General features: G+C 71.9%; 17 protein-coding genes. 11 read left to right on the forward strand and 6 right to left on the reverse strand.

The genetic code is table 11. The features are described 5' to 3' along the window. Positions 1–32 precede the first annotated feature (32 nt). From J5X75_RS33490 to J5X75_RS33510, 5 genes are all read left to right on the forward strand, one after another. Positions 33–1,163, forward strand: coding sequence for a glycosyltransferase (locus tag J5X75_RS33490; protein WP_372450996.1), 1,131 nt, complete (start codon positions 33–35; stop codon positions 1,161–1,163). Positions 1,164–1,245: 82 nt separating this feature from the next. Next, positions 1,246–2,139, forward strand: a complete 894-nt coding sequence (locus J5X75_RS33495; RefSeq protein WP_208471622.1) for an ABC transporter ATP-binding protein — start codon at positions 1,246–1,248, stop codon at positions 2,137–2,139. A 5-nt stretch (positions 2,140–2,144) separates the two neighbouring features. Continuing rightward, positions 2,145–2,885 carry an ABC transporter permease gene (locus J5X75_RS33500; RefSeq protein WP_208471623.1) on the forward strand — a complete coding sequence of 247 codons (741 nt, stop codon included), beginning with the start codon at positions 2,145–2,147 and terminating at the stop codon, positions 2,883–2,885. Positions 2,886–2,887: 2 nt separating this feature from the next. Beyond that, positions 2,888–4,129 carry a sensor histidine kinase gene (locus tag J5X75_RS33505; protein ID WP_208471673.1) on the forward strand — a complete coding sequence of 414 codons (1,242 nt, stop codon included), beginning with the start codon at positions 2,888–2,890 and terminating at the stop codon, positions 4,127–4,129. After that, positions 4,126–4,752 carry a response regulator gene (locus J5X75_RS33510; protein WP_208471624.1) on the forward strand — a complete coding sequence of 209 codons (627 nt, stop codon included), beginning with the start codon at positions 4,126–4,128 and terminating at the stop codon, positions 4,750–4,752. Before J5X75_RS33505 ends, J5X75_RS33510 begins: the two co-directional genes overlap by 4 nt. 101 nt (positions 4,753–4,853) lie before the next feature. Here the strand turns inward: J5X75_RS33510 and J5X75_RS33515 are convergent, their stop codons facing one another. Both J5X75_RS33515 and J5X75_RS33520 read right to left on the reverse strand, forming a co-directional pair. Further along, positions 4,854–5,270, reverse strand: a complete 417-nt coding sequence (locus tag J5X75_RS33515) for a VOC family protein (RefSeq protein ID WP_238490413.1) — start codon at positions 5,268–5,270, stop codon at positions 4,854–4,856. Further along, positions 5,263–6,129, reverse strand: coding sequence for a helix-turn-helix domain-containing protein (locus J5X75_RS33520; protein ID WP_208471626.1), 867 nt, complete (start codon positions 6,127–6,129; stop codon positions 5,263–5,265). The genes J5X75_RS33515 and J5X75_RS33520 overlap by 8 nt, the downstream gene beginning before the upstream one ends. Positions 6,130–6,204: 75 nt before the next feature. On the opposite strand from J5X75_RS33520, the gene J5X75_RS33525 reads away from it, so the two are divergent. Next, entirely contained in the window at positions 6,205–7,317 is a 1,113-nt protein-coding gene (locus J5X75_RS33525; RefSeq protein WP_208471627.1) for an FAD-dependent monooxygenase, read from the forward strand. A gap of 57 nt (positions 7,318–7,374) precedes the next feature. Here the strand turns inward: J5X75_RS33525 and J5X75_RS33530 are convergent, their stop codons facing one another. After that, positions 7,375–7,878 carry a hypothetical protein gene (locus J5X75_RS33530; RefSeq protein ID WP_208471628.1) on the reverse strand — a complete coding sequence of 168 codons (504 nt, stop codon included), beginning with the start codon at positions 7,876–7,878 and terminating at the stop codon, positions 7,375–7,377. A gap of 114 nt (positions 7,879–7,992) precedes the next feature. Between J5X75_RS33530 and J5X75_RS33535 the strand changes: the two genes are divergently transcribed. Continuing rightward, positions 7,993–8,664, forward strand: a complete 672-nt coding sequence (locus J5X75_RS33535; protein WP_307798429.1) for an MBL fold metallo-hydrolase — start codon at positions 7,993–7,995, stop codon at positions 8,662–8,664. Between the two features lie 89 nt (positions 8,665–8,753). Then, entirely contained in the window at positions 8,754–9,794 is a 1,041-nt protein-coding gene (locus tag J5X75_RS33540; protein WP_208471629.1) for a LacI family DNA-binding transcriptional regulator, read from the forward strand. Here J5X75_RS33540 and J5X75_RS33545 read toward each other — a convergent pair. Then, the gene (locus tag J5X75_RS33545; protein WP_208471630.1) at positions 9,782–10,645 is read right to left on the reverse strand and encodes a tetratricopeptide repeat protein; all 864 of its coding nucleotides are present in this window, start codon (positions 10,643–10,645) and stop codon (positions 9,782–9,784) included. The genes J5X75_RS33540 and J5X75_RS33545 overlap by 13 nt on opposite strands. Next, on the reverse strand, positions 10,642–11,805 hold the full coding sequence (locus J5X75_RS33550) for an LCP family protein (RefSeq protein ID WP_307798431.1): 1,164 nt from the start codon (positions 11,803–11,805) through the stop codon (positions 10,642–10,644). The genes J5X75_RS33545 and J5X75_RS33550 overlap by 4 nt, the downstream gene beginning before the upstream one ends. Before the next feature lie 298 nt (positions 11,806–12,103). On the opposite strand from J5X75_RS33550, the gene J5X75_RS33555 reads away from it, so the two are divergent. The 3 genes from J5X75_RS33555 to J5X75_RS33565 are packed head-to-tail and all read left to right on the forward strand — an operon-like array spanning position 12,104 to position 15,518. Then, the gene (locus J5X75_RS33555) at positions 12,104–12,415 is read left to right on the forward strand and encodes a type VII secretion target (RefSeq protein ID WP_208471632.1); all 312 of its coding nucleotides are present in this window, start codon (positions 12,104–12,106) and stop codon (positions 12,413–12,415) included. Continuing rightward, the gene (locus J5X75_RS33560; protein ID WP_208471633.1) at positions 12,415–14,856 is read left to right on the forward strand and encodes a hypothetical protein; all 2,442 of its coding nucleotides are present in this window, start codon (positions 12,415–12,417) and stop codon (positions 14,854–14,856) included. The genes J5X75_RS33555 and J5X75_RS33560 overlap by 1 nt, the downstream gene beginning before the upstream one ends. A 29-nt stretch (positions 14,857–14,885) precedes the next feature. Beyond that, positions 14,886–15,518, forward strand: a complete 633-nt coding sequence (locus J5X75_RS33565) for a hypothetical protein (RefSeq protein WP_238490414.1) — start codon at positions 14,886–14,888, stop codon at positions 15,516–15,518. Between the two features lie 6 nt (positions 15,519–15,524). Here the strand turns inward: J5X75_RS33565 and J5X75_RS33570 are convergent, their stop codons facing one another. Continuing rightward, a complete protein-coding gene (locus J5X75_RS33570; RefSeq protein WP_208471634.1) occupies positions 15,525–17,162 on the reverse strand; it encodes a RecQ family ATP-dependent DNA helicase in 1,638 nt (545 codons plus the stop codon). Positions 17,163–17,168 lie beyond the last annotated feature (6 nt).

The following is a 17,168-nucleotide window of genomic DNA, read 5'->3' on the forward strand; positions in this document are numbered from 1 at the left end:
CGTACCCGACCCCAGCATCTGGAGGAGACCCCGTGCGCATTGCGATGATCTCCGAACCGGCCGGCCGGGCCGACGAGCTGGCCGCCGCGCTGGCCGAGCTGGGCCATGAGGTCCGCGTCTACATCCGCCGCGCGGACCCGGACGCCGCCGAGGTGGTCGTCACCCCGGCCGGTGTGCACGTGGTGAACGTGGTGGCCGGCCCGATCCGGCCGATCCCCTCCGACCTGCTGCTCCCGCACATGGGCGAGTTCGGCCGGGTGCTCGGCGAGCAGTGGCGCGACGGCTGGTCGCCGGACGTCGCCCACGCCCACTTCTGGACCAGCGGCCTGGCCGCGGTCACCGCCGCCAAGCAGATCGGTGTGCCGGTGGTGCAGTCCTTCCACGAGCTCGGCGAGTTCGACGCCGCCGCGCCGGGCCCGTCCCGGTCCGGCTACGAGCGGGCGCTCGGCCGGGCGGTCGACCGGGTGGTGGCACAGACCCAGGACGAGGTGGGCGAACTGGTGCGCATCGGTGTGCCCAGGGCCCGTCTCACCGTGATCCCGGCCGGTGTGGACAGCGAACGGTTCACCCCGGACGGCCCGGCCGCCCCGCGCGACCCGGAGCGTCCCCGCATCCTGTCGGTCGGCAAGCTGGTCGAGCGCAAGGGCTTCGGCGACGTCATCCAGGCCATGCGGTACGTCCCCGGCGCCGAGGTGGTGGTCGTCGGCGGCCCGCCGCCCGAGCAGCTGCCCGCCGACCCGGGCGCCGGCCTGCTGCGGTCGATGGCCGAGCAGTTCCGGGTCGCCGACCGGTTCCGGCTCGTCGGTGCGGTGCCGCAGCGCGAGCTGCCCAGCTGGTACCGCTCGGCGGACGTGCTGGTGGCCGCCGCCGGTGACGAGCGGTCGGCCCTGGAGGCGATGGCCTGCGGGCTACCCGTGGTCGGGACCGCGGTGGGCACCCTGACCGAGACGGTGGTCGACGGGCTCACCGGCGACCTGGTGCCGGCCCGGGACCCGCGGGCGCTGGGCGGGGCGCTGCGCCGGCTGATCAACGACAAGGTGCGCCGGTTCACCTACGCGACCGCCGCCCTGGACCGCGCCCGCCAGGCGTACTCGTGGAAGCGGGTGGCCGCGCAGATCGGCTCGGTCTACGCCGGCCTGCGCCGCAGCAACGCCACGGTGTAGACCGGCATCAACCGATCGGTGGACGGCGACGGCCGCCCACCGTTCGATTCGGGCACGGCGCCCGCCACGCGACGCTGGGTGCATGACAGTCATCGAGGTCGAGAACCTGGCGAAGAGGTACGGCGAGACCGTAGCCGTACGGGATGTGTCGTTCAGCGTCGAGCCCGGCGAGATCTTCGGGATCCTCGGCCCGAACGGCGCCGGCAAGACCACCACCGTCGAGTGCGTCGCGGGGCTGCGTACCGCCGACTCGGGCCGGATCACGGTGCTCGGGCGCCCGGCCGGCGACCCGGAGCTGCGCGCCCGGATCGGGGTGCAGCTCCAGGAGAGCGAACTCCAGGACAAGATCACCGTCCGGGAGGCGCTGGAGCTGTACAGCTCCTTCTACCCGAATCCGGCGGACTGGCGTGAGCTGGCCGGCGACCTGGGCCTGACCGCCAAGCTCAGGACCCGGTTCGGCAAGCTCTCCGGCGGCCAGAAGCAGCGGCTGTCCATCGCGCTGGCCCTGCTCGGCAACCCCGAGGTCGCCATCCTGGACGAGCTGACCACCGGCCTCGACCCGCAGGCCCGCCGGGACACCTGGGACCTGATCTCCGGCATCCGCGACCGCGGGGTCACCCTGCTGCTGGTCACCCACTTCATGGAGGAGGCCGAGCGCCTCTGCGACCGGATCGTCGTGATCGACAAGGGCGCGGTGGCCGCCCTCGACACCCCGGCCGGCCTGATCAACCGGGCCGGCGACGAGCAGCGGATCCGGTTCCGCCCGTCCCAGCCGTTCGCCGACGAGCTGCTCACCGCCCTGCCCGAGGTGCGCGAGCTGCGCCACCAGGGCTCGCGGATCGAGATCATCGGCTCCGGGAACCTGCTGCACGCCGTCATCTCGGTGCTCGCCCGCGACGGCATCGTCGCCGCCGAGCTGACCCTGGAACAGACCACTCTCGACGACGCCTTCGTCCACCTCACCCGCGGGGAGTGACCACCATGTCCGTCTTCACCAAGCTGACCCTGTCCGAGTTCAAGCTCACCCTCCGCGACCCGCTCTACGTCTTCTTCACCCTGCTCTTCCCGCTCCTGCTGATCACCATCCTCGGCAACGTGCCGACCATGCAGGAGACCCCGCCGGAGCTGGGCGGGCTCCGGGTGATCGACGTCTACGCCGGCGCCGCCCTCGGGCTGGCCATCGGCATCATCGGGTTGCAGGGCATGCCCGCGGTGCTCGCCACCTACCGCGAACGGGGCATCCTGCGCCGGTTCGCCACCACCCCGGTACGCCCCACGCTCCTGCTGGCCGCGCAACTGACCATGAACCTGGCCACCGTGCTGGTGTCCGCCGTCCTCGTCTACACCGTCGCCCACCTGGCGTTCGACGTGCCGATCCCGGAGGCGCCGTTCGCCCTGCTCCTGGCGATCCTGCTCAACTGCTCCGGCGCCTTCGCCATCGGCCTGCTGCTGGCGGCCCTCGCGCCGTCCGGCAAGACGGCCAACGCGATCGGCACCTTCCTGTTCTTCCCGATGATGTTCTTCGCCGGACTGTGGGCGCCGCGTGACCTGATGCCCGAGGTGCTCCAGCGGATCGGTGACTTCACCCCGTTCGCGGCCGGCCAGGACCTGATGACCGGTGCCCTCACGGGACAGTCCCCGGAGTGGCTCTCGATTACCGTACTCATGGGATACCTGCTGATCTGCGGAGCCGCAGCGGTGAAGTACTTTCGCTGGGAGTGACGATGGAGGCCGCCGACCCCACCCGGGATCTGACCCGCCCGTTCCTGGCCTACGGGACGCTGCTCTGCTCGCTGCTGCTGGTGCTGGTGGCCTGGAACACCCCGGTGCCGCGCACCGATCTGCCCACCATCCTGACCGCCACCGCGCTGACCGCCTGCTGGATGGCCTGGTGGGTGGACCTGCACCCGGGCTGGCAGCACCGGAGCGGGCTGATGGCGGTCTTCCTCACCGGCCTGATCCTGCTCAACCTGTGGCTCGCCTGGTGCAGCCCGCTCTTCGGCATCTACACCTGGTCCGGCTACCTCTTCATCGGCTACGCGGTCCGTGGCATGTGGCCGCTGGCCGTGGTGGTGCCGGTCGCCGCGGTCAACGCCTTCGCCCAGGTCGGCGGATGGGTCACCTTCGCCCGCCCGGACGGCATGGTCATCTACCTGGCGGTCCTGGTCTGCAACCTGCTGATCGCCGAGACCATGACCCTGATCGGCATCCGGGCCGACCGCAGGTCGCAGAGCCGCGAGGACCGGATCGACGCCCTCGCCGAGGCCAACGCGAAACTCGCCGCCGCCCTCCAGGAGAACGCCGGACTGCACGCCCAGTTGCTGGTCCAGGCGCACGAGGCGGGCGTCCTCAACGAGCGGCAGCGGATGGCCGGTGAGATCCACGACGTCCTCGCCCAGGGCCTGACCGGCATCGTCACCCAGCTCGAGGCGGCCGAGTCGCACCCGGCCGAACGGGACCGGCACCTGGCGGCGGCGAAACGCCTGGCCCGGGAGAGCCTCACCGAGGCCCGCCGCTCGGTGCAGGCGCTGCGGCCGCAGCACCTGGACGCCGCCCGGCTGCCCGAGGCGCTCGACGAGGTGGTCCGGGCGTGGGCCGGCATCCACGGCGTCCGCGCCGACCTCACGGTCACCGGCCCGGCCCGGCCGATGCTTCCCGAGATCGAGACGACCCTGCTGCGTACCGCCCAGGAGGCCCTGGCCAACGTGGCCAGGCACGCCGCCGCCGGCCGGGTCGGCCTCACCCTGTCCTACATGGAGGACATGATCACCCTGGACGTCCGCGACGACGGCGCCGGCTTCGACCCGGCCGCGCCGCGGGCGGTCACCGAGGACGGCGGCTTCGGACTGCACGCGATGCGGGAACGCCTCAGCCGCATCGCCGGAACCCTCGAGGTCGAATCGGAACCCGGCGGCGGAACCGCGATCTCCGCGTGCGTGCCCGCCATCGCGATCGGAGCAGCATGATCAAGGTAGTCATCGTCGACGATCACCCGGTGGTGCGCGACGGCCTGCGCGGCATGTTCACCGGTGACGGCCGGTTCACCGTCCTCGGCGAGGCCGGCGACGGCCGGGAGGCGCTCGCCCTCACCGAGGCCGTCGCCCCCGACGTCGTGCTGATGGATCTGCGCATGCCGGTGATGGACGGCGTCACCACCATCCGCGAGCTCAAGGCCCGCGGCTGCACCGCCCGCGTCCTCGTCCTCACCACCTACGACACCGACAGCGACGTGCTTCCCGCGATCAAGGCGGGCGCCACCGGCTACCTGCTCAAGGACACCCCGCGCGAGGAACTCTTCCGGGCCGTGCTGGCGGCGCACCGCGGCGAGTCGGTGCTGTCGCCGTCGGTCGCCGGCCGTCTCATGGGCCGGCTTCGATCACCCGCCAAGGAGCCGCTCAGCCAGCGCGAGCTGGAGGTGCTCGGCCTGATCGCCCGGGGCTGCACCAACCGGGAGACGGCCCGGCGCCTGTTCATCAGCGAGGCCACGGTCAAGACCCACCTGCTGCACGCCTACGCCAAACTCGGCGTCCGGGACCGGGCCTCCGCGGTGGCCACGGCGATCGGTCAGGGCCTTCTCCGCGGCGATTGAAAACCCATCTCCGGTACGGGCGACGCGAACCGCCGTCGCCATACCCGCGATCGTCTGCCGGGCCGCGCCCGGTGCCGCGCCCGCCGGGCTGAGCTGCCCACTCACCCTCTTCTCGGCGCGCCCCGATAGGTGCCGAACGACCACAGGTTCCCCTCCGGGTCACGGGCCGTGAAGTCGCGTGAGCCGTAGCCGGTGTCGGCCGGCTTCCGCAGGATCTCCGCCCCGGCGGCGGACGCCCGCGCGTACAGGCCGTCGACGTCGTCGGTCACCGCATACCCTCCGAACGACCCCGGGGCCAGGTCGTTCCACGGGTTGCCGGGATCGTCGCGTACCGAACCGAGCATGACGCCGCCACCGGGCGGCCAGCTCAACTCGGCGTGGTCGACCGTGTCGCCCTCGCCGTGCACCACGGTCTCCTCGAAACCGAACGCCTCGACCAGGAACCGGATCAGCGCCCGGGCGTCGTGCGCCTTCAGGGTCGGCCACACCTGCGGGGCCGGTGCTCGCATGTCAGTCATACGGGCCATCGTCGTCGTCCCGCTCCGCCGGCGCTTGAACGAAACCGAAGTCCCCCGCCCGGTCGAGGCCGGTGTGCCCGAACTCGTCGGCCAGCCAGCGGGACGGCGCGCACCCGGCGAACGCCCGGAAGTCGCGCACCAGATGCGACTGGTCGGCGTACCCGTGGGCGGCCGCCACATCGGCCAACCGCACCCCGGGCCGGATCGCCCGCCGCGCCCGGTCGAAACGGGCCATCCGCGCCGCCTCCTTCGGCCGGATCCCCACCTCGGCCCGGAACCGGTCGGTCAGATGCCGCGGGCTCCAGCCCACCTCACCGGCCAGCCCCGCCACACTGACCGGCCCGGCCCCGAACAGACGGCGAACCGCGTGCCTCGCCCACGACGGCCCGGCGTCCGCCCGCGGCAGCCCGCCCAGCATGGCGTCGAGCACCGCGAACCGGGCCGGCCAGTCCGGGGCGGACCGCAGCCGGTCCCGGGTCTCGGCGACGAACCGGTCGCCGAGCACCGCGGCCGCGTCCACGTCGAGGTGGGCGAGTTCGGCCGCCGGCAGCCCGAACAGCGCCCGGCAGCCCAGCGGGTGGACCGCCACCTGCACCCCGGACTGGTGACCGTCGTGGGTGATCAGCGCGGGCGTCAGGTGCAGCCCACCGGCCAGCGACCGGTACCGGCCCGGCGCCTGACGCGGATCCGGGTGCGCGGCCACCACCAGCGGATCGTCCAGCGTGAAGATCAGCGTCAGGTACGGCGACGGCAGGCCCCGGTGCCGGGCCGGCGCCACCCCGCGCTGCCGGTAGCCGGTGTAGTGCCCGATCCACGGCCGCAACGCCGGCGCCGGGCAGGACCACGCGTACTCGTCCACACCGCCAGTCTCCCCCGATCGGCGCGGACGCCCGCGGGTGTGGCCTTGATCGGCGCGGATGCGAGGATCGGGCGCATGCGTGCGGTGGTGATCGGAGCCGGAATCGGTGGACTGGCGGCCGGGGTGGCGCTCCGGCGGCGCGGCTGGGAGGTGACCGTCCTGGAGCGGGCGCCCGCCCTCGAACCGGTCGGCGCCGGGCTCGCCGTCGCCCCCAACGCGCTGCGCGTCCTCGACGCCCTCGGCGCCGGCGAGCGCATCCGCGAACTGTCCGGATTGCAGGGCACCGCCGGGATCCGGCGTCCCGACGGCGGCTGGATCTCCCGGACCGACGCGTCGAAGGCGGCCGACCGCTACGGCGAACCGGTCATCGTGGTGCACCGGGCCACCCTCGTCCGCACGCTCGCCGAGCAACTCGCGCCCGGCGAGCTCCGCCTCGGCCTGCCGGCCGCCGACGTCGATCCGGAGACCGGGCGGGTGGTCACGGCCGACGGCACGCTCACCGCCGATCTGGTGGTCGCGGCCGACGGACTTCATTCACCGGTACGGGCGAAGCTGTTCCCCACCCACCCCGGCCCCGTCTACACCGGTGTCACCAGCTGGCGCATCGTCGTACCGCATCCCGGCGAGACCCTCGTCGCGGCCGAGACCTGGGGCGCCGGAAAGGTCTTCGGGGTGGCGGTGCTCGGTGACGGCCGCGTCTACTGCTACGCCACCGCGCCCGCCACCGAGGGCGATCGTGCCGCCGACGAGAAGGCGGAGATGCTGCGCCTTTTCGGCGACTGGCACGAGCCCGTCCCGTCGCTGATCGCCGCCGCCACCGAGGTGGTCCGCACCGACATCCGCTGCCTCGACGAGCCGCTGCCCCGCTTCCACGCCGGCCGGGTCGCGCTGCTCGGCGACGCCGCCCACGCCATGACCCCGAACCTCGGGCAGGGCGCCTGCCAGGCCCTCGAGGACGCGCTGATCCTGGCCCGGCACGCCGACGACCTGCCCCGCTACACGGCGGAACGCCTCACGCGTACCACCGAGGTGGCCCGAGCCTCCCGCAGGGTGGGCCGCATGGCCGGCCTCAGCCACCCGGTGGCCGAGCGCCTGCGCAACACCGGCATGGCGCTGGCCGGAAAGCTGGGCCCGGACCTGATCCTCCGCCAGATGGATCCGGTCCTGGGCTGGCGCCCACCGGCCTGACCCGCCGTGGGGAACTTTCCGGCTGACAGCCAGCCGGAAAGATCCACCCGGGGAGAATCAGCCGGCCAGGGCCTGCGCCAGGTCGTCGCGGAAGGTGCGCTCGCTCTCGGTGACGGTCTCGCCGCCGATACCGAGCAGGCCGCCGCTGGAGGCCGCGCCCACCACCTCGTCGGCGATCTCCACCAGCCAGTGCCGGTAGGTCTCGGCGTCCGCGGTCGACGCCTTCGCGGCCAGCAGCGCCGCCGCCTCGGCGGCCCGGCCCACCACGTCGGCCGCGTAACCGGCCGGGTCGGCCGGCTCGATCACCGGCGCCTCCTCACCGATCTCCGGGTCGCCGGCCTCGGCCACCGCGGCCGCGGCGACGGCGGCGACCAGCGGGCTGGCCGAGGCGCGCCCGTCGGAGATGCGGTCCAGCCCGGCCGCGCTCTCGGCGCGGGTCTTGCGGGCGCTGTCCGGGGTGGCGGCGCTCGCCGCGGTGAGCACCGACTGCGGAAGGCCGGTCAGCAGCCCCCACTCGGCGTCGGTGAAACCCAGTTCGGTGTAGAGCGGTCGGTCCGTCACTCGTGTTTCCCTTCCGGTGAGTCAGTCGTCAGCATTCTTTCCTACCCGCTCCGGCCCGCTGATCCACCCGCGTCACGATCGCCGGACCGTCCGGTCTGCTGGAAGAATGACCGGGTGCGTGAGGTGGTGGACGGGGTCTTCGAACTCCGCGTGGGTTACGTCAATGTGCACCTGGTCGTCACCGACGACGGGCTGGTGCTGGTCGACACCGGTCTGCCCGGCCGGTCGCCGCTGATCGAGAGGGCCCTGGGCAGGATCCAGCGGTCGCTCGGCGAGGTGACCACGATCCTCGTCACCCACCACCACGCCGACCACGTGGGCAACCTCGCGGACCTGCGGAGACGGACCGGCGCCCGGGCGATCGCACACGCCGCCGACGCGGTCTGGATCACCGGCCACAGCACGCCCACGCAGCCGGCCGGCCGTCTCGCGAAGCTGGCCGAACGCCTGATCGGCAAGCCGGAGCCCACCAAGGTCGACCAACTGATCACGGTGGACGGCGCCGAGCCGCTGCCCGGGTTCACCGCCCTGCACACCCCGGGCCACACCCGCGGTCACGTCTCCTACCTCCTGGACCGCTCGGGCGGCGTCCTGTTCGCCGGGGATGCCGCCGCGAGCCGCCGCGGTCGGATCACCGGCCCGCCGGGGGTGCCCGCCGACCCGGCACGAGCGGGCCGGAGCCTGGCCCGCCTCGCCGAGCTGGAGTTCGACCACGCGGTCTTCGGCCACGGCAAGACCGTCTCCGGCAAGGCCGTGGCGGCGTTCCGCAAGGCCGTCTTCGGTTAGGAACCGGGTCCGGCCGGGGGCGTACGCAAGCGCTTCCGTACCCTGAATATCGGGATATCGATCTTCGGCAACAGCGTGGGAGTGGTGCAGTGCCGAAACCTGGCCCCGGGCTCCGCCTCATCGACGTCGCCCACCGCGCCGGCGTCTCGCTGGCCACCGCCTCCCGCGCCCTCGCCGGCCGGCAGGGCGTCAGCCAGGAGGTCGCGGACCGGGTCCGGCAGGTCGCCGACGAGCTGGGGTACGTGGCCAACCCGTTCGCCCGCACCCTGGCCGGTGGCGCCAGCACCACGGTCGGCCTGATCGTGCACCAGGTCGACGACCCGTACTTCGCCGAGATCGCCGGAGGCGTCATCGGTCTCGCCGACGAGCGGCGGCTGCTCGTGCAGATCTGCCACTCCGGCCGCGACCCGGACCACGAACTGCGCCAGATCCGCCACCTGATCGCCCAGCGGGCCGGGATCATCATCATCGCCGGGTCCGGCTACCACGACCCGCGCGTCGAAGCCGAGGCCGCCGCCGTCCTGGCCGGATACCAGCGCGGCGGCGGCCGGGTCGCGGTGATCGGCCGGCACACGCTCGGCGCCGACGCGGTCCTGCCCGACAACGAGGCCGGCGGCCACGCCGTCACCGCCCACCTGCTCGGGCTCGGTCACCGCCGGATCGCCGTGGTCGCCGGGGCCTCCGGGCTCAACACCGTGGTCGACCGGTTGGCCGGGGTGGCGTCCGCGCTACGCGAACACGGCCTGTCGCTCGACGATCTGCCGGTCGTGCACACCGGCTTCGTCCGCGAGGGCGGCCGGACCGCCACCGAGCGGATCCTCGCCGAACACCCGTCCACCACGGCGATCATCGCCCTGAACGACGCCATGGCCATGGGCGTACTGGCCATGCTGCGGGAACGCGGCATCGGTGTGCCGTCCCGGATGTCGGTGACCGGCTTCGACGACGTCTCGGTCGCCGCCGACCTGGCGCCCAGCCTCACCACGGTCCGCCTGCCGATGACCGCCATGGGCCGGACGGCGCTCGAACTGGCCCTCCAGCCACCCGCCGCCCGTCCACGCCGCCGCCCCACCGGCCACCAGTTGATCGTCCGCGACTCCACCGGCCCGGCCCCCGGTCAGTCGAGGTAGACGTCGTCCAGGTCGGACGGCTGGAGACCGTGCCGCGCCAGGAACGCCACCGCGTCGGCGGGGCGGCCGCGCTCCCGCAAGCTCCGCGTGACGATGACGCAGGCCTCCCAGAACCACAGACCGTCCTCGCCGGTGGCCCACCGGCGGGCCGTCTCCTCGGCCTCCGCGTGCCGGCCCAGCCGCAGCAGCAGGAACGCCTCCCGGATCCGCAGACCGGCGTGGTCGCCCGGGTGGCGCCGGGCCCGCTCCAGCGCCGCCTCCGGCCGGGTCTCGCCCTCCAGCCGGCACAGCTCGGCCTGGATCGAGGGCAGCGACCGCTCGTCCACCAGCCCGGCCGCGATCAGACCGTCCATCCGGGACACCAGCGCGGCCGGGTCGGCCGGCACGGTCGCCACCCTGAGGATCTCCTGGACGACCCGGGACTCGGCGGCCCCGTCACCGGCCGCCCGATACCGGTCGGCGGCCTCGGTCAACAGCTCGATGCGGCGCCCGGTGCGGCCGTGCCGGGCGGCTCGTTCCAGCAGCGCGGCCCGGGGCGGCAACGACTCCGGTAGCGGATCGACGGCCAGCAGTTCGTCCAGCAGGGCGTGGATCTCCTCCTGGTGACCCCGCTCCTCGCCGTACAGTTCCACCAGCAGATACCGGGCGACCGCCGCCTCCGCGGTGAGCCCGGCCCGGTCGAGTTCGCGCCTCGCCCGCTCGGCCGACTCGACAGCGTCGCCCCACCGGCGGGCGTCACGGAGCGCGGACGCCAGCCGCAGCCGCAGTCGCGCCGCGCCGGCCGGATCCCGTGCCGTCCGCCGGGCGGCGATCTCCCGTACCAGGGTGTCCGGGTCCTCGGCGCCGGTCACTGGTCCATGTTGACGAACTCGGGGTGGTCGAGCAGGAAGGCCGCCGCCCGGTCCTCGGTGACCGCCTTGAAGAAGGCGTCGACGTCCTCGTCGAACCTCTCGCCCAGGTATTCGTGCCGCCCGTCCTGGGAGTAGACGCCGCCGCCCGGCAGTTTCACGGTGACGATGTCGTCGACGTTGAGCGACTGCAACTCCACCGCCCAGTCGACGATGTCGTGGCCGCCGCCGTCGAAATCCAGCGACTCGCCGCCCGCCTTCACCACCTTCAGCAGCGTGGCCGGGTCGCTGACCACGGACTTGCTCATCGCCTGCTTCGCCATCGCCCGGATGAACTGCTGCTGGTGGCGCTGCCGGTCGTAGTCGCCCATCTTCGGTCCGCCGTCGAAGCCGTAGCGCTGCCGCACGTAGTCGAGCGCCTCCCACGCTTTCAGGTGCACCGGCTTGTCGGTCTTCTTGTAGAACTTCTGCGGTCCGGTGTAGGGGCGGGAGCAGCGGTGATGGCCCTGGCAGGCGGGAATGCGGTCGCGCGGGCTGCCGTCCGGCTTGAGGTGCTCGGACTTGACGTCCATGTCGATGACCATCTCGACGCCGCCCATCGCCTCGACGATCTTCTTGAAGCCGCCGAAGTTGATGATCGCGCCGGCGTCGAACGCCTTGATCCCGGTGCGGTTGCTCACCGTCTTGGCCAGCAGCTGGAACCCCTGCGCCGGGCTGTAGCCGCCGTTCTTGAGACGGCTGCCGTACGACATCGCGGCATTGATCTTGGTGGTGTCCGCTCCGGTGCCGGACGCCTTGAACGCCGGAATGTCCACGTACAGGTCCCGGGGCATCGAGAAGAGGTACGCGCTGTGCCGGTCCCGCGGGATGTGCGCGATCACGATCGAGTCGGCGAGCGGCGCCGTCTTCTCGTCCCGCGGGTCGATGCCGACCAGCAGGAGGTTGAGCGGCCCGTCGATGTCGACCTCACGCTTCGGGGGCGCCGCCTGTGCCTCGGTGTCGATCTCGTTGAGCAGGCTGTCGTCGGTGACCCGATCGGTGTAGCCGGACAGCAGCGTCCGCCCGGCCACCGCCGCCCCACCACCCGGGACCAACAGCAGAACCCCGGCGATGACACTGATCCGCGCCCACAGCGGCGCCCGGCGTTTCTTGGACTCGCCCACCCGTTCCGACCTCCCCGTTGCGGTAACCCGCGCATGGTTGCACGCACCCGCAACCGTCAAGGTCATCGATCGTGAGCGCTTCCCTCGCCAGCATCACCCACGATCCGGATCTCCCGCCCGGCCCTGCCCGAACTCCCCATCCGGGCCTTTGCCGCAGGCGGGGGCCAAAGGTTCTCGCCGGGAGGATTTCCCGCCTGCCGGCGGACGCCGGATGCGGACCGGGTGTCGAACCGGGGCATCGATGTCGGCGTACCTCCCGGTAGAGGTGCGGACGCGAGCGTGAAGGGGGAGGGCGTCGATGCAACCTGACCTGCTGAGGGTTGATGTGGCCGCCCTGCGCACCATGGGCACGGACGTCACCGGTGCCGCCGCGACGTTGCGGGCGACGGTGGAAGCGGCCGGACCGGGCCTCGCCCCCGCCGCTCAGCCCGGTTCCGCGGCAGGCACCGCCACGCAGGCCGCGGAGAAGGCGTGGGTCACGGACCTGAATCGGCTGACCGCCCAGGTGGATCAACTCGGCCGGAGGATGACGAAAGCCGCCGACAGCTACCGGGCGGCCGACCAGGCCGGCGCGGACGATCTGCGCCGCGGCGGATCGCGGGTGCTCTGATGAGCGAGATGACACTGACAGCGCTGCTGACGTTCGACGCCGGTCCCTGGCATGCGGCCGCGGACCGATGGCGGCAGCTCGCGCGGGGCATCGACAAGTCCACGGACCAGCTGATCAGGGGCACCCGCGACCTCGCCCATGCCTGGCCGGACGGGGCGGGCTCGGTGGCCGCGGCCGAGGAGGCCACCACCTTGCGTGCCGCGATGGACAACAGTTACAGCCGGGCCAACCGGGCCCGGGAGGTGATGGATCAGCATGCGTACTCGATGACCGCGCTGCGACAGCAGGCGGAGAACATTCTCGCCACCGCCCGGACGGCCGGATACACCGTGGACACGGTGACCATGACGATCACCGCGCCCGCGTCGGCGTACCTGGGTGGCGACGTGGACCGGACCGGCCGGGAGACGGGCGTCCTGCTGAACGATCTGCGTTCGGTCGTGGAGTACGCGCGGGCACAGGACGACGAGACGGCCGCGAGCATGAACGAGACCGTGCCGTCGGGACGGACCGGGTTCGCGCCCGCTCCGCCCCATGCGATCGCCCGGGCCGAGGAGCTGGCGCGGAAGCTCAGGGATCCGACCTACCAGCCGACCGCCGCGGAACTCGACGAGCTACGGGATCTGGTGAGACTGCACGGCCGGGACAAGGTCTTCGCCTACACGATTCTCCACGCTCTCGGGCCCGAAGGCCTGCTGGAGCTCAACGGCACACTGGCGACCTACCAGCTCGACCATCCCGGCAAGGACGCCGACGACATCCTGTTCAGCAGGAACACCGCCGACATGGTTCGGGACCTGCAGAACGGCCTCGGCGTCATGCTGGACACCGCGACCGAGCCGAGCGGCACCAGGGGCGGCCCGCGCGGGGAGGACTACGTTCCCGGCCGGTACGAGTTGCCCAGCCAGTGGGTCACCGATCTGATGGCCGCCGGGCGCGGCAGGATGGACATCGGCGACCCCGCCAGCCCGGCGCGGTACGTCGAGGACGTCTACGGCTACCAACTGCTCGGCCCGCTGCTGCACAACGGCGGCCTCGACCCCGGCTTCCTGTCCACCGTCGGCGGGGACATCGTCGACTTCGAGATGGAACAGGGCAGGAACAGCGACCTGTGGCGTGCCGCCGGAGGCGACAACGTGCGCCTCGACTGGACCCAGGGCCACGACGACAACACGACACCCGCCGGCTACGACCCGGTGAACGCCCTGATGGACGGGTTGTCCCGTAACGGTGACGCCACCCGGGACCTGCTCACCGGCGTCACCCGTCACAGCAGCGACGGCCCCGAGGGTGGCCGGCTGCCCCGACTCGACTACCTCCTCACCGACCGCGACTGGAACGCGACCACGGACCTTCCCGGCGGGCCGGGCTGGACGGCCGAGGTGATGAGGAACGGCGAGGACTACCAGAACGGTGCTCTCCACGATTTCGGTGTCGCCCTGGAACGCGCCACCACCGACACCCCCGGACCGGAGGCACGGCGTCTCGTCGAGGCGATCATCTTCGAGACCAACGTCGACGAGCAGGCCATGGGCTACTCCGACGGCGGGACACCGGGGGATGGCAGGACCGGCGAGTTCACGGACATCGACCTGATCAAACCGGAGATGCGCGATTCGATGGCCACCATCATGTCGGACTACATCGTCGACGTGAACCAGAACATCGCCGCCGGGCAACCGACGACCAGTGAATCGTTCCGGGTCGACCAGACCCATCTCACCCGTTTTCTGGCAGACCTCGGCAAGGACCAGGGCGCGCATCAGACCATCGCCTCGGCCGAGGCCGTGTACGCCGCGGGCATGTATGACCAGATCCTCTCCGGCCGGCAGAACCCGGACGCCGACCTCCGGGCCAACCTGGACGCGATGCGGGTCGTCTCGCACAACTACGGCAGCGTGCTCGGCACCATCGATTTCGGAGCGTCTCTGGAGCATCACGCCACCAGCGAAGAGCTGGACGAGAAGCACAACACGAGCGTCGAGGACCGGTACAGGGTGATCGGTCCTCTGGTCGAGGGGACCGTGGGCGCGGCGGCGTCCCGGATTCCCGGCGCCGGCGACCTGGTCAACGGCTTCGCCGGCAATGTGCTGAGCGATCTCGAGGAGAGCGCGCAGATCGACAATCAGGGCCGGGCCACCTACGAGGTCGGTGCCATGCTCGGGGCCAGCCGTACCGCCGCGGTCGACATCACCGAGATGTCGCTCTACCACAGTGGCAGACTCGAAAACCTGCCCGTGACCCTCTTCGGTCCGGACGGCAACTTGACGCCACCGGACAAGTGGGACGAGGACCAGCGTCTGGACTGGCAGGAATACAAGGGCGGGCGGGGGTTGGACACGGTGGGTAAGGCCGCCACCGACACGGCGGAGTCCTATCAGAGCGGCTACGACCAGGCGAGGGATCTCACGCTCAAGGCGACGAACGGTGGAACGAAGTGAAACGGTGTGCTGCGGCGGTCGCCGCCCTGATGGTGGGTCTGGTGACGGTGGGTTGTACCGGTCCCGCCGAGCCCACAGATATGGGCGTGCCGTCGCCGTCGAGCGCGCCGGGCGCCGCCGCCTCCTCGATGACCTTCGAGGAGGCGGCCCGCACACTGCCAATGGACGGAACCGCGGATCTGCCGATCAGCTGGGACTCCTCCGAGATTCCGGACACCGAGCAACTCCTTGCCGCCAGGAGAAGTCTCGTGTTCGGCTACTGGTTGCGTAGTTCGCTCGACTGGAGCCCGATCGTTCCGCTCGGCCGGTTCCTCCACACCGAGAAGCATTACCGGGAAACCCTCGCACCGTTCGCTGACGTCACCGACGCCGAGAATCGGTCGACCGGTCCCCTCTGGGTCAAAGTCATGGGTGTCGAGGAGACCGGCACGGACCAGGTCCGGGTGACGTTCTGCACCGACATCGGCTGGTGGCACCGTAGCGCCGAGAACAAACAGCAGGTCAGGAAGAACCGGGCGAACCTGGAATCGTACGTCCTGAAAAACGTCCGGACCGGCGACGGCGAACCCCGTTGGCTTGCCGACCAACGTTTCAATCCCGACGGCGACCGGGAAGCGAAATACGGCGCGCAGTGTACGAAGTGGGCCCAGCACCAGCCCTGACGAGGATCACTCGGCGGTCAGGAGTCGTTGTTCCACGACGACGGGGACGGAGAGGGTCTTGTAGCCGACCGAGTCGAAGAGGATCATCATGCGGTCCTCCTCGTAGTTCATCACCATGCCGGTGCCCCACTCGTCGTGGCGGACGCGGCTGTGGACCGGGAACGGGCCCTCCGGCTCGGCGGCGGCTATCTCCTGGGCGGTGCCGTCGGCGCAGTTGTCGCAGTGGCCGCACGGTTTGCGGAGGTCTTCGCCGAAGTAGGCCAGCAGCGTCTCGGTACGGCACTGCCGGGACTGGGCGAACCCGCGCATCATGTCGGTCCGGGACTTGACGACCGCCTGCTGACGTTCGTACTCCGCCGACGCGGCCTCGGCCGCCGCGGCCGGGAGTGGCGCACGGGCCGGGACCGTCAGTTTGTGGCCGGTGGCGGTTCGCACCGCGCCGACCTGTTCCAGCAGGTTGAGGTATTGGCCGAGTTTGCGCGGCCCGAGCCCGGTGGCCTTCTGCAGCGCGGTCTTGGTGGCCGGGCCCTTGTGCAGTTCGCCGGCCAGGTCGCGCAGTTCGCCGAGGTCGGGGGAGCCGCCCTGGAAGAAGCGCTGGATGGCTTCGTCCTCGGCGCGCCAGAGCAGCAGGGCGCGGGCCGGTTCGCCGTCGCGGCCGGCGCGGCCGATCTCCTGGAAGTAGCTGTCCGGGGAGTCGGGCAGGGCGACGTGCGCGACCCAGCGGATGTTGGGCTTGTCGATGCCCATGCCGAACGCGGAGGTCGCCACCATGATGTCGACCTTGTCGTCGGAGAAGTCGCTGTGCCGCTGCTCGCGGACGCCGGCGGCCATCCCGCCGTGGTAGAAGGTGGCCGGGTAGCCGGACGTGGTGAGGCGTTCGGCGAGTTCCTCGGCGGCCCGCCGGGTGGCCACGTAGATGATGCCGGGCCGCTGTTCCTCGTCGAGCAGCGTGGTGAGGCGGCGCCACCGGTACGCGTCGTCCGGGCAGTACGCGACCTCGAGGAACAGGTTGCGCCGGTCCAGTCCGGACACGTGGATCTCGGGCCGGCGCAGGCGCAGGCGGGTGATGATGTCGTCGCGGACCGGCGGCGACGCGGTGGCGGTGAGCGCCAGGATCGGTGGCCGGCCCAGCTGTTCGATCATGTCGCCGAGCGCCAGGTAGTCGGGCCGGAAGTCGTGGCCCCAGGCGGAGATGCAGTGCGCCTCGTCGACGGCGACCAGGCCGGGCTTGAGGGAGCGCACCTCGGCCAGCCGCTCCGGGTCGCTGAGCTGCTCGGGCGTGATGAAGAGGAACTCGGCCTCGCCGCGCCGGATCGCCTCGACGGCTTCGCGCTGCTCCTTCGGCGTCTCCGCGGAGCTGACCCGGACGGCGCGGATGGTGGGATCGCCGCGTTCGTTGAGGGCGGCGATCTGGTCCTGCTGGAGGGCGAGCAGCGGGGAGACCACCACGGTCGGCCCGGGCAGCAGCACGGCCGGAATCTGGTAGATGGCCGACTTGCCGGCGCCGGTCGGGAGCACCACGAGGGTGTCCTTGCGGCGGAGCACGGCGCGCATCGGCTTGAACTGGCCGGGCCGCAGCCGGGGCCAGCCGAACCGGGTGCGGGCCACGCGGCGCAGGCGTGGCCCGTAGACGGGGAGTTGCATGGCCGC

The sequence above is a fragment of the Actinoplanes flavus genome, from assembly GCF_017592555.1.
In the GTDB taxonomy this organism is placed as follows: Bacteria; Actinomycetota; Actinomycetes; order Mycobacteriales; family Micromonosporaceae; genus Actinoplanes; species Actinoplanes flavus.